Origin of the sequence: Parvimonas micra (assembly GCF_021300775.1) — a bacterium.
Classification (GTDB): Bacteria; Bacillota; Clostridia; order Tissierellales; family Peptoniphilaceae; genus Parvimonas.
On sequence record NZ_JAJTJP010000001.1, the window covers coordinates 20,103 to 33,160 of the forward strand.

14 protein-coding genes are annotated in these 13,058 nt (G+C 25.9%); 10 read left to right on the plus strand and 4 right to left on the minus strand.

Annotated elements, in window-relative coordinates; translation table 11 throughout:
* Positions 1–87: 87 nt before the first annotated feature.
* The 7 genes from LW893_RS00130 to LW893_RS00160 all read left to right on the plus strand — a co-directional run bounded on the left by LW893_RS00130 (position 88) and on the right by LW893_RS00160 (position 7,074).
* Positions 88–1,242: an NTP transferase domain-containing protein gene (locus LW893_RS00130; protein ID WP_233055209.1), complete on the plus strand. Its 1,155-nt coding sequence runs from the start codon at positions 88–90 to the stop codon at positions 1,240–1,242.
* A gap of 126 nt (positions 1,243–1,368) precedes the next feature.
* A complete protein-coding gene (locus LW893_RS00135) occupies positions 1,369–2,214 on the plus strand; it encodes an energy-coupling factor transporter ATPase (RefSeq protein ID WP_233055210.1) in 846 nt (281 codons plus the stop codon).
* Positions 2,214–3,068 carry an energy-coupling factor transporter ATPase gene (locus LW893_RS00140; protein WP_233055211.1) on the plus strand — a complete coding sequence of 285 codons (855 nt, stop codon included), beginning with the start codon at positions 2,214–2,216 and terminating at the stop codon, positions 3,066–3,068. Before LW893_RS00135 ends, LW893_RS00140 begins: the two co-directional genes overlap by 1 nt.
* Positions 3,068–3,886: an energy-coupling factor transporter transmembrane component T family protein gene (locus LW893_RS00145; protein ID WP_233055212.1), complete on the plus strand. Its 819-nt coding sequence runs from the start codon at positions 3,068–3,070 to the stop codon at positions 3,884–3,886. Before LW893_RS00140 ends, LW893_RS00145 begins: the two co-directional genes overlap by 1 nt.
* A gap of 17 nt (positions 3,887–3,903) precedes the next feature.
* Entirely contained in the window at positions 3,904–5,637 is a 1,734-nt protein-coding gene (locus LW893_RS00150; RefSeq protein ID WP_233055213.1) for an Rqc2 family fibronectin-binding protein, read from the plus strand.
* Between the two features lie 64 nt (positions 5,638–5,701).
* Entirely contained in the window at positions 5,702–6,658 is a 957-nt protein-coding gene (locus LW893_RS00155) for a (Fe-S)-binding protein (RefSeq protein WP_233055214.1), read from the plus strand.
* Between the two features lie 8 nt (positions 6,659–6,666).
* Positions 6,667–7,074, plus strand: coding sequence for a hypothetical protein (locus LW893_RS00160; RefSeq protein ID WP_233055215.1), 408 nt, complete (start codon positions 6,667–6,669; stop codon positions 7,072–7,074).
* 53 nt (positions 7,075–7,127) lie between these two features.
* Here LW893_RS00160 and LW893_RS00165 read toward each other — a convergent pair whose 3' ends face one another.
* From LW893_RS00165 to LW893_RS00180, 4 genes are all read right to left on the minus strand, one after another.
* Positions 7,128–8,531 (minus strand): rhodanese-like domain-containing protein, encoded by a 1,404-nt coding sequence (locus tag LW893_RS00165; protein WP_233055216.1) that lies wholly within the window; start codon positions 8,529–8,531, stop codon positions 7,128–7,130.
* 156 nt (positions 8,532–8,687) lie between these two features.
* Complete coding sequence (locus tag LW893_RS00170) at positions 8,688–9,401, minus strand: TIGR04283 family arsenosugar biosynthesis glycosyltransferase (protein WP_233055217.1); 714 nt, start codon at positions 9,399–9,401, stop codon at positions 8,688–8,690.
* A gap of 2 nt (positions 9,402–9,403) precedes the next feature.
* A complete protein-coding gene (locus LW893_RS00175) occupies positions 9,404–10,048 on the minus strand; it encodes a TVP38/TMEM64 family protein (protein ID WP_233055218.1) in 645 nt (214 codons plus the stop codon).
* The gene (locus tag LW893_RS00180; RefSeq protein WP_233055219.1) at positions 10,038–10,703 is read right to left on the minus strand and encodes a TIGR04282 family arsenosugar biosynthesis glycosyltransferase; all 666 of its coding nucleotides are present in this window, start codon (positions 10,701–10,703) and stop codon (positions 10,038–10,040) included. The genes LW893_RS00175 and LW893_RS00180 overlap by 11 nt, the downstream gene beginning before the upstream one ends.
* Before the next feature lie 171 nt (positions 10,704–10,874).
* Between LW893_RS00180 and LW893_RS00185 the strand changes: the two genes are divergently transcribed.
* From LW893_RS00185 to LW893_RS00195, 3 genes are all read left to right on the plus strand, one after another.
* The gene (locus LW893_RS00185) at positions 10,875–11,216 is read left to right on the plus strand and encodes an arsenosugar biosynthesis-associated peroxidase-like protein (protein ID WP_233055220.1); all 342 of its coding nucleotides are present in this window, start codon (positions 10,875–10,877) and stop codon (positions 11,214–11,216) included.
* 157 nt (positions 11,217–11,373) lie between these two features.
* Entirely contained in the window at positions 11,374–12,312 is a 939-nt protein-coding gene (gene arsS / locus LW893_RS00190; RefSeq protein ID WP_233055221.1) for an arsenosugar biosynthesis radical SAM (seleno)protein ArsS, read from the plus strand.
* A gap of 38 nt (positions 12,313–12,350) precedes the next feature.
* Complete coding sequence (locus tag LW893_RS00195) at positions 12,351–13,055, plus strand: TVP38/TMEM64 family protein (RefSeq protein WP_233055222.1); 705 nt, start codon at positions 12,351–12,353, stop codon at positions 13,053–13,055.
* Positions 13,056–13,058 lie beyond the last annotated feature (3 nt).

The following is a 13,058-nucleotide window of genomic DNA, read 5'->3' on the forward strand; positions in this document are numbered from 1 at the left end:
AAAGTTCTAAATAATATTTAGAACTTTTTTCTTGTTCGTTTGAATATTGTATGTTATAATTGAAGTCGATGCATTAAGGAGGTATTTATGTTATCATTACAGGAATTTGATATTTTAAATTTTTTATTTAAAAATCAAGATAAAGAATATACTCAAGAGGAAATTTCAAATAATACAAAAATTTCTTTAGAAAAAGTTGAAGAAATTTTAGAAAAATTAAAAAATAATGAAATTATAGATAAAGATTTTAATATTACAGATAAAGGTTTTGTTGAATTAGAGCCATATAAGGTTGATAATGCAATTATAATGGCTGCGGGAATGAGTTCAAGATTTGCTCCTCTTTGCTATGAGAGTCCAAAAGGTCTTTTAAATGTAAAAGGAGAAAGATTAATCGAAAGAGAAATTTTACAGCTAAAAGAAGCAGGAATTGAAGATATCACTTTAGTTGTAGGTTATATGAAAGAGAAGATGTTTTATTTGGCTGAAAAATTCGATGTAGATATAGTGGTTAATGATGATTATTACAGATTTAATAATACTTCCTCTTTAATTTTAGTAACTGAAAAATTAAAGAACACATATATTTGTTCTTCAGATAATTATTTTCCAAAAAATCCTTTTGAAAAATACGTTTTTAGAGCATATTATTCCGCCGTATATCAAGAGGGAGAAACTGATGAATACTGTATAGATTTAGATGAGAATGATAGAATTAAAGGTGTAACAATAGGAGGAAAAGATGCATGGATAATGTTAGGACATGTAATTTTCAATAGAGATTTTAGTTCTAAGTTTTCAAAATTACTAAAAGATGAATATCATGAACAAATAGTTCGTGATAATTTGTGGGAAACTTTTTACATTCGTCATTTAAAAGAATTAGATAATATGTATATTAGAAGATATGATATAGAAGATATAAAAGAATTTGATTCTTTAGAAGAATTAAGAGCATTTGATGAAAGATATATTTCTAATTCAGGATCAGAAGTATTTAAAAATATATGTAATATTCTAAAATGTAATGAAGAAGAAATAAAAGATATAAAACCTATTAAAAATAAAATGACGAGTACTTCTTTTGAATTTAATTATAATGGAGTTCATTATGTATATAGACATCATAATAGTAATTCTGAATTTGATTCAAAAAAATATATTGAAGAACTAGGTTTAGATGAAAATTATGTTCATAATGATGAAGAAAGTGGTTGGACAATTTATAAGTATAAAAATTAATCTAGAAATATTTAAGACAGCTTTAATAAGTTGTCTTTTTTGTTTGATTTTTGGGTATTCAATACTTGTTATTATTGAAAAAAAGTATTGTTTATGTTATCATAAGTTGTTAGTGGGTGATAAATTTTGAGTGAAAAAATAATAGATATAAAAGATTTAAGATATGAATATTCTGGAGAAGACGATAAGAAAAGTATCGCATTAGACGGAATAAGTTTTTCTGTGAATAAAGGTGAATTAATTTCTATTTTAGGACATAATGGAAGCGGAAAATCAACATTAGCAAAATTATTAAATGCACAGATTATTCCTACCGATGGAGAAATTGAAATATTTGGAATAAATACTAAGAATGAAGAAAGAGTATGGGATATAAGACAAAAATGTGCTATGGTTTTTCAAAATCCTGATAATCAACTCGTTGCGACAGTTGTTGAAGAGGATGTTGCCTTTGGCCCTGAAAATTTAGGAGTTCCTTCTGAGGAAATAAGACAAAGGGTAGATGAAGCTTTAAAAATTGTAGAGATGGAAGAATATAAAAAACATTCACCTCATATGCTTTCAGGAGGGCAAAAGCAAAGAGTTGCAATTGCGGGTATCCTTTCAATGAAGCCTGAAGTAATCATTTTTGATGAATCAACTGCAATGCTTGATCCTATCGGAAGAAAAGACATTATGAATACTATTTTAAAATTAAATAGAGAAGAAAATAAAACTATAATGTATATAACTCATTATATGGAAGAAGCAGTTCTTGCCGACAGAGTTATTGTTTTAAACGAGGGAAAGATAGAGTTTGATAATTGTCCTAAAAAAGTTTTTTCAAATGTTGAAACTTTAAGAAAATTAGGACTTTCAGTACCACAGGTTACAGAACTTGCATATCTTTTAAAGAAAGATGGAATAGAAATTCCTTCTGACATTTTAACTAATGATGAAATGATAGAATTTTTGGAGAGAAATTTAAAATAATGGATATAAATTTTAAAAATGTAAGTTTTATCTATGGGGAGAAAACTCCATTTGAAAAACTTGCTTTGGATAATATAGATTTAACTATAAAAAAGGGCGAATTTGTTGGGATTATAGGACATACTGGAAGTGGAAAATCAACATTGATTCAACATTTTAATGGTATATTAAAACCAACAAGTGGAGATGTTTTTATAGGAGATATGAATACAAAAGATAAGACACTGGCGAAAAGTGGTTTAAGATATAAGATTGGTCTTGTTTTTCAATATCCTGAATATCAACTTTTTGAAGAGACAATTGAAAAGGATATTGCTTTTGGACCTAGAAATATGGGACTTAGTGAAGAAGAAGTTACTGAAAGAGTAAAAGAAGCGATGGAGCTTGTGGGACTTGATTACGAAACTAAAAAAGATAAATCTCCTTTTGAAATTTCTGGTGGTCAAAAAAGAAGAGTTGCAATAGCGGGAATATTAGCTATGAAACCTGATATTTTAATCCTTGATGAGCCAACTGCTGGACTAGATCCAAAGGGTAGGGATGAGTTGTTCTTTCAAATCAAAAATCTTTATGAAAAAAATAATATTACAATAGTTTTGATTTCTCATAGTATGGAAGATGTTGCAAAACTTGTAAATAGAATAATAATAATGAAAGACGGACATATTCATTTAGATAAAAAAACAAAAGAAGCTTTTAGTGATGTTGATGATTTAAAAAAGGTTGGACTTAATGTTCCACAAATTACAGAACTTATGGATGTTTTAAGAAAAAATGGACATAATTTTAGTAAGAATATTTTAACAGTTGATGAAGCTTTTAGTGAAATCAAAAGAGAATTGAGGAATAATTAATGGTAAAAAATATATCAATAGGTAGATTTTTTCCGGGAGATAGTTTAATTCACAAACTAGATCCTAGACTAAAACTATATTTTATTTTTATGTTTATACTTTCTATATTTTTTATAAAAAGTTTCCTTGTATTTATACCACTTGCAATATTTTTATTTGCAATTATAAAAATAGCAAAATTGCCAATTATGATGGTCTTAAAAGGATTAAAAGGAATTTTTTATATCGTATTATTTACAGTAATTTTAAATATAATATTAACACCTGGAGAGGTTTTATTTAGAATATGGATTATAAATATAACCAAAGAAGGTATAGAATTAAGTGCATTTATGAGTGTTAGAATAATTCTTTTAGTTATAGGAACAAGTCTTTTAACTCTTACTACAAGTCCAATTGTACTTACTGACGCTTTAGAATATGTTATGAAACCATTTGAAAAGATTAAGTTTCCAGCCCATTCTGTAGCAATGATGATGACAATTGCACTAAGATTTATTCCTACAATTTTAGATGAAATGGATAAAATTACAAAGGCTCAAACTTCAAGAGGAGCAGATTTTGAAACGGGAAGTATAGTAACAAGAGCTAAGAGCTTAATTCCACTACTTGTACCACTATTTGTAAATGCTTTAAAACGTGCAGATGAACTTGCAGTAGCGATGGAAGCTAGATGTTATAGAGGTGGAGACGGAAGAACTAGAATGAATGTTCTAAAATATTCAAGAACAGATTATATAGTTATGGCATTTATAACAGTAGTTTTTGCACTCGTAATAGCATCCAGATTTTTTGTTAATATTTGGATTTTTAATTAGATAGAAAAGGAATAAAAATGAGTTTCGATGGAATTTTTACAAAAGCGGTTGTAGATGAAATATATCCGCTTTTATTAAATGGAAAAATAAATAAAATAAATCAACCAGATAAAAATGAAATAAATATACAGATATACAATAAAGAAAATTATAGATTATTAATGTCTTGTGCAAATAATCTTTCAAGAATTCATTTGAGTGAAAAAAACAAGAAAAATCCAATAACTGCATATAATTTTTGTATGTTACTTAGAAAACATTTAGTTGGGGGAACTATAAAAAAAATATACCAACATAAAATGGATAGGGTTGTTTGCTTTGAAATTGAGAACTTAAATGAGTTAAAAGAACTTAGTAAAAAACTTTTAATTATTGAAATTATGGGAAAACACTCAAATATAATTCTTGTTGATAAAGAAAGCAATAAAATTATTGACTCTATAAAACATATAGACTCAAGACAAAGTAGTATAAGAGAAGTTTTTCCAAACAAAGATTATTTTTTTGTTAAAGATGAAAAAGAGAATATTTTAGAAGAAAACTATAAATTACCTTCTGAAATACTAGAAGTTTCTGAACCAATTTCAATGAAAAAGTTCTTTTATACTAATTATTTAGGATTTTCACCAATTATTTCATATGAGTTATTACATAATTCAAATGTTGATTCAGATACTAATTATGCAAACTTAGATGCAGAGAGTATAAGAAGAATAGATGAAAATTTTGTAAAATTAGTAGATAATATAAAAAGTGAAAATTATTTTCCGATTTTTATAAAAGATGATGCGAATAACAATAAAGATTTCTATTGTTTTGATTTGAGTTTATATGAAAATAAAGAAAAAGTAGAAAGTATTTCTAGCTTAGTAGAAAACTTTTATCATAATAATTCTTTAAGAGATAGAATAAATCAAAAAGCATCAGGATTTAAAAAGATTTTAACTACAAAGTTAAACAGACTTACAAATAAGTATTTGGTAATGAATGATGAACTATTGAATAATCAAAGCAAAGAGGATTTAAAGATTTTTGCTGATTTACTATCTATAAATATCTATAAACTTCAAAAAGGAATGGAAAAAGTAACAGTTGAAAATATTTATGATAATATGAAAGAAATAGAAATTTCACTTGATGAAAAGAAATCTCCAAGAGAAAATATTGAAGCATATTATAAAAAATATAAAAAATTAAAAACTGCTGACGAAATAATAAAGGCTGAATTACCAAAAATTGAAGAAGAAATGAAGTATATAAAACAAATTTTGGAAACAATAGAAATAATTACAGAATTAAATGAGCTTTCTGAAATTGAAGAAGAGCTTATTTCTTTGGGATATGTTAGAAAAAATAAAAAGAATAAGCAAAAACTTGAAAAGTCAAAACCTTATGTCTTTGAAACTGATTCAGGAGCATTGATTTATGTAGGAAAGAACAATCTACAAAATGAAAATCTAACATTAAAATTTGCAAATAAAAATGACATATTTTTCCATGCTCAAGATGTACCTGGAAGTCATGTAATTTTAAGAGGATCAAATTTGACAGAAGATGACTATAAAATTGCAGGATTTTTAGCAGGATATTATAGTTATTTTAAAAATGAAGGATATGCAAATGTAGATTACACAGAAAAAAAACATATCAGAAAAGCAAAGGGAACAGGACTTGGAATGGTTTATTATGATAATTTTAAGACCTTATTTATTGATTTTAAAGATGAATTATTTGATAAGTATAAAAAGTAAGTATTGAGGGTATAACATTAAAGTAAGTAGAATTATTTTGAAATTATAATAGTTAGGAGAAAATATGAAGGAATATCTAAACAAGGTTGGAGATGAGTGTATTCATTGTTCTGCCTGCACAAAAAAATGTCTCTTTTTAACTAAATATAAAATGGATTTAGGTGAGTTTGCAAAAAGACCTGAACTTGCAAAGAGTTGCTTCATGTGTGATAGCTGTTTAAGAGCTTGTCCAATTGATTTAGATGGTGCAAAAGTAGCAATTAATCATAGAGAAGACTTAAGTGGATATGGTGCAGTAAAATTTATGAAATCACCATATAAGTTTAGAAATAACTCGAAGATTAAAACAAAAGATATTTTAATGTTTGGTTGTGCTTTCCCTGGACATTATCCTGAAACAACAAAATATTTAATTGATATGTTTGAAGGAAAAATGGATTTTTCTATAGATTGTTGCGGTAAGCCTTTAGAAGATAGTGGGCTAATCTCTGATTTTGAAAAAAATTTAGATAGATTAAAAGAGATGTATAAAGAAAAAGGTGTAGAGAGAATTGTAACAATGTGTCCAAATTGTTTTTACTTTTTTAAAGAAAAGTTGGATATGGAAGTTATTTCAATATACCAAAAATTAGAAGAAGAAAATTTACTAAATGTAATAGAAGATGAAGCTGAAATTTTCATGCCTTGTCCCGACAAAGAATCTAAAGAATTATTAAATCAAATAAAACCTTATGTTCCAAATGGTAAGGTAAAGTTTAAAAAAGTAATGTGTTGCGGAATGGGTGGAGGAGCAAAGTCCAAAGAGCCTGAATTAGCTAAAGAAATGATGAATACAGTAAAATCTGAGATTAATGAAAATATTTATACATACTGTGCTAGTTGTTCTGCAAGTTTTGGAAAATCAGAAGTAAAAAATGTAAAGCATATTTTGAGTGAAATGCTTGGAGTTAAAGAAAAAGTAGATTTAGGATATTTTAAAAATTCTTTAAAACTTAAGTATTATAAGAGAAATAGAAAGTAAGGATTGATATGAAAAATTTTAAGAAAATATTTAAAATAAGTAATATATTGATTGTTTTATTAACTGTTGTATTATGGGTTTGGAATAATTTAAGTATCAGTAGAATGGGTGTTGCAAGACATATTCACTATAAAAATGCCTCATTATTTCCTAAAATCTTCAGTCATACAGGATTAATAATACTTACAATAATACTGTTTTTAATTTTAATAATAGAATATATTATGTTAAATGCAAAAAATAATAAAAAATGTATAGTTTATATATTGTTTGTTTTTAATATATTATCTACAATATTTATGTTTACTTATGATATAAAGAAAATTTTTATTTTTTATTATGTAGTAATATATATAATTCTAATTAATTTAATTTTATTTTTTGAAATTTTAATTAAATATTTAAAAAAGAAATAATGAATTAAAAAAGGTTCAGCTCAGAAAGCTCAACCTTTTTTATATTTTTTAAATTATTTAAAATCATTTTTTGCATCTGGTTTTTTATCTCTATTTTGAGGGTCACCTTTTTGTACAGGAAGATTCTTATCCATATACCAAGAATTCCATCCACCATCATAAATTACAGTATCTTTCCATCCTGTCATTTGTGTCATAAACCAAGGAATACCTGCTCTCCAACCTGTTCCACAATAGAATGCGACTTTATCGTTTTGTTTAATTCCTTGAGTATCCCATAGTGCATATATTTCTTCTGGATTTCTTATAGTTCCATCCGGATCATAATAATCATCCATATTTTGAGCATCTGTACCAGCAAACCCATAATATGATCCTTTTGGTTCACCAGCTTCAGGTATATAGTCATAACCACTTATTTTTCCTATATATTCATCCCAAGCACGAATACTAACCAATTTATAATTTTCTTTTTCGATTTTTTCAACCATATCTTTAGCTAAAGGAATTGAAACATTTGGGTTTTGTGGAATAGTAACACCGAATTTAGAATCAGCTGTTGGTTTATTTACAGTTGTTTCAACTTCAAAACCTGCATTTTTCCACGCTTTAAATCCACCGTTCATGTATCTAATATCTTTAACTCCAGCCCATTTTAAAGCCCAGTAAACTCTAAAACCTGCAGATGCATCATCTGAATATATTATAACTGTTTTATCACTAGTAATTCCATTTTCTAGAAGAGCTTTTTCTATTTGTTCAGGACTTCTTAGATTCCATACAGGTTCTTCTTCAATCAAGTCTGTATTAAAGTGAATAGCTCCTTTGATGTGTTCTTTATAGTTCTTAGCTTTATCAACTTCTCCCCAAGAAACTTCTAAAATTGTAAATTTATCATTAGTATATGTTTCTGGTTTTTTATTATCCATAACGTCTTTAACCCATTGTGGAGAAACTAGCATTTGATAATTTGGATATTTAACTAATTTTGCATTTGAATCCTCAGAATATTTTACTAAATCTGAAAATATCTTTGCTTTAAAACCATTTTTCACAAGTACATCAGCAACTTTTGTAGCTCTTTGGGCATCTGTATCATATACTATTTGTTCTTTATCTTTTGAAATACCTTTATCCTCGATATATTTTACTAATTTAGAACTATTTACCTTTTCAACATTTTCTGTAGAAAGTTGAATTGCTTTTTCTAAATGTCCAGAATTTTTCATTTTTCCATCAGAAAATCCATTAAATTCTTCATCTTTTCTTGAATCAATAAATTGGATGTTATCTTTTCCGATTGATTCTTTAAATTCTTCAACAGATATGGATTTAATTTCTTCTGTCTTTGTATTTTCTGTGTTCTTAGTAGTATTATTATCTTTAGATTTGTTGCAACCAACAAATAAAGCAGAAACTATAACTAAAGATAATACCACTGTCTTCTTAAATTTCATAAATCATTCTCCTTTTTATTTATTTATAAGAGATTATAACATAAATACTAGCTTTGTCAAATAAAGAAAATTTATTCAAATTATTTATATTATAGAAAAAGTTTATAATAATAAATATAAAAATAATAAAAGATAGCCATCTAGTAAAATAGATGGCTATCTGTCTTTCATATTATTATAAATTTCATTTAACTTATCAGGACTTTCACCTTTAAAATACATAATTTTTAGTTTATGCATTTTAAATATTGTTCTTAAAGTACCATTTTGTTTAAATCTTCTTGATGAAGAAATAATTTTATTATTAAGTAATTTAAAGTATTTGGAATTACTTTCATGATTTTTTATGTCTATAAAAAATTGCAAATCTTCCATTATTGGAATATCTCTAAAACCATTAATTTCATCAAAGAGTTTTTTTGTTACAAAGATGCTCTGATCACCAAAACATATTCTAAATATTTTAGCTCTAAGGTTAGATAAACAAGCTATTAAAGATAGTAATATCGAATTTGGATAAAATTTTATTTTCAATCCACCACATTTGATATTTTCTTTTTCTATTAAATTTTTTATTTTTCCATCTACTGTATAATCTAAAAATTCAGAGTCTGAATGAATAAACCATAATATATCACAATCTGTATATTTAACAGCTGTATTCATTTGGATACTTCTACCTTTTTTAGATATTAGTAGCTTATAATTGATATTGTTAAAAGACTTTTCAAATATTTCATTTTTTTTGAAATTATCAACTGCCTTAGAAATAATAATTTCATCAATATTCTTAAATTTATTTAATTTTGTCAATAAGTTTTCTATCATTTTATCATCATTGTAGATTGGTATTATAACAGCTAGTTTCATATTTATTCCTTATCATACTTTTTAATTAAAACAAATGAGATTACAGTAAGTACTACAAAGCCTATAATTGCAATTGTAAATTCTTTACTATATACATTAATTGCTTTATCTCCAACATTCAAAAATACAAATGTTCCAGGAATTATTCCCAAAAAAGTAGCCATTGAATATTTTAGAAAAGAAATTTCTGTAAGACCTGATAAGTAATTTATTACATTATAAGGAGCGATAGGTAATAGCCTCATTAAAAAAATAATAAAAACTCCATTGCTTTTTTCTGCATTAATAATCTTGTTATACCATTTTTCACTTATTTTTTTTCTGAATATTTCTAAAACTTTATCTTTTGCAAACTTTTTAGCCATTAAAAACATTATTGAACTATTTATCATAGCACCAATCATCGTATATAAGACTCCTTCAAAAAGTCCAAAAGAAATTCCTGCAGCTAAAGCAAGAATCGGAACTGGGAAGAAAAAAATAGGTAGTATTGAAAATAACAATATATAAATTAAAGCAGCATTTTTTCCGTATCCTTGAATTATACTTCTTATTTTTTCTGGAGTAAATATTTTAAAGATAAAATACGTAATCACGACAAGAAGTATAAGAGAAGTAATAGTAATAATTTTCTTCTTATTTTTCATTGTAAAACTCCCTTAATAATTTATTTAAATTTGAATATTCTGAATATTGCATTTCATTTTTTACATAAAATTCTAAATCACTTTTTTCATCAATATCCATCAATATTCTTCCTGTAGAATAAGATAAATTTTGTTTTTTAAAAATTTCTACAGTATTTTCAAAAACATTTTCTCCTTTAAAAATATTTTCATCAAAAACTTCATCAACTATATTTTTTAAACCTATTAAGTAATATCCTTTATCAAATGTTTTGTGAATACAAACATCAAAGTTATCTAAACTCTTTAAAGCAAAACTAATATCCTCTTTTTTCAAAGTAGGAATATCAGTGCCAATTAAAATCACTTTTTTGTATCCCATTTCAAAAGTTTTCTTAAAGGCATTTTTCATTTTTTCTCCAAAAGAAAAATCACCTTGGGGATATATTTTATTTTCAAAATTAAAAAATTCTCTAGTATTATCATTTAGTTTTTCATATTCTGTTATAAATAAAATAACATCAGCAAAGTCATTTTTACAAACATTAATAGTATCTTTAATCATTGCTTTATGTATTTCTAGAACTAAATTTGAATCTAAGTTTTTACTTAATCTCGTTTTTACCTTGTTTATTGAAGGAAATCTAGTAAAAATTATTATTGCATTATCTTTCATATAAATCACCACAATAACTTTAACATAAAATTAAGAATATTAAAAGCCATTTATCGACTTATTAGAAAATTCTATTAATAGGTGTTGATTTATTAGTTAATCTTATTTGATATAGACTGATTAATATTGTATAATTTATTTGTTAAAAAATATAAAAAAAGGAGAAAAATTATGAGTAATAATTATTTTGAAAAGAAAGATTTAGGATGTTTTGCTAATGGAGAATTAGGAGAAGAAGCAAAAAAATTATGGGATGAATTTTTAACATATTATGGAGATAGCACTTCTGAAGGAGCTTTAACTAAAAAAGAAAAAGCACTTTGTGCATTAGCTGTAGCATTTGCTACTCGTTGTCCATACTGTGTAGATGCTTATACTCAAACATTAGTTTCTATGGGTGTAACTGAAGAACAACTTACAGAAGTATTACATGTTGCATCTTCAATGCAAGCGGGTATAACACTTGTAAATGGATTTACAATGAAAAATACTGTAAAAGAAATTAAATTATAAAAAGTTTTCTTTAACTATTAAATTAAAGAAGCTTTTAAATTTTTTTGAAGAGGGTGATTTTATCTTTAATTTAATAAAAAGAAATTTTGAAGAAGAAAAAGAAGAAAAGGAAGAGAAGATTTCCTTTTCTAACGGAATAGAATTTTCTAGAAAAGTTTTGGAATATATAAATTATATTCCAAAATTTTTTGAGAGAGTAGAAAATAAAAATAATCTATATACCACAAATATGGATATCATGCAACTTAATATCGGTAAAATTTGCAATTTAGCTTGTAAGCATTGTCATGTTGAAGCTGGTCCTCATAGAAAAGAGTATATGAGTAAAGAAATTATGGATGATTGTTTATATGTTTTTAAGAAACATGGATTTAAAATTATGGATATAACAGGAGGAGCTCCTGAGATGATGCCTAATTTTGAGTATCTTGTTGAAGAGTCAAGTAAGATAGCTAAAGAGGTTATAGTAAGAACTAATCTATGTATTTTATTAGATGAAAAATATAAACATTTAATAGATTTTTATGCAAAAAATAAAGTAACTATATTTTGTTCATTACCTTTTTATACCAAAGAAATTACTGATGGTGTTAGAGGTGAAGGAGTATATGAAAGTTCTATTGAAGTTTTAAAAAAATTAAATGATGTTGGATATGGAAAAACTTTAACTTTGAATTTAGTTTATAATCCGGATGGAGCTTTTTTACCTGATTCACAAGAATGTTTAGAAAAAGAATATAGAACAAAACTTCTTGAAGAATACGGTATTGTTTTTACAAATTTATTTGCAATTACTAATAATCCGATAGGCAGATTTGGTATGAGATTATACAAAAAAGATAAATTAAAGACATATATGACAAAGCTCTATAATGCCTATAATGAAGATACTGTTGAATTTTTGATGTGTAGAAATGAAATTAATGTATCTTATGATGGATATATTTATGACTGCGATTTTAATCAAGCACTTGATTTAAAGATTAATTCAAGTAGAGTTCATATTTCAGATTATAAAGAAAATAACTTTGAAAAAAGAAAAATTGCACTAGGAAACCATTGCTATGGATGCACAGCTGGAGCTGGAAGTTCCTGAGGTGGTGAAATCGGTTAGACGTGTTCTAAGGAGGAAAAATGAAATTAAAAAAATCTACGATTATTAAAATAGTAGCAGTTTTAGCTGTTGTTTTAATTTGTATTTTTGTAAAACCTGTAAATGATAAACTTAAAGAGTTTGTTGCTTTGTTTAAAGGATCCAGTACTGATGAGGTATTAGAAAATGTAAAGAAATATATTTTATCTTATGGAAAGTGGGCTATTGTTATTTCGTTTTTATTAATGGTATTTCAATCAATTGCTGCACCTATTCCAGCATTTTTTATTACTTTTGCAAATGCAGCTATTTTTGGATGGCAATTTGGAGCATTTTTATCTTGGTCAAGTGCAATGGCAGGAGCAATTCTATGTTTCTATATTGCTAGATTATTAGGAAGAGATGTTGCTGAAAAATTTGCAACTAAATTTGCTCTTAATGAAGTTGAAGTATTTTTTGATAGATATGGTAAATATACAATTTTGATAGCGAGACTTTTACCTTTTGTTCCTTTTGATCCAATAAGTTATGCAGCAGGACTTACATCTATGAGTGCTTGGAGTTTTATTTGGGCAACAGGATTGGGACAATTACCTGCAACTATAATTTACTCATATATTGGTGGAGCATTAACAGGAAGTTCAAAAACTTTTGTTACAGGATTATTTATTTTATTTGCAGTTTCAATTCTTGTATTTTTAATTAAAAAAGTTTATACAGAAAAACATAAGAATAGTGCTAAATAGGAG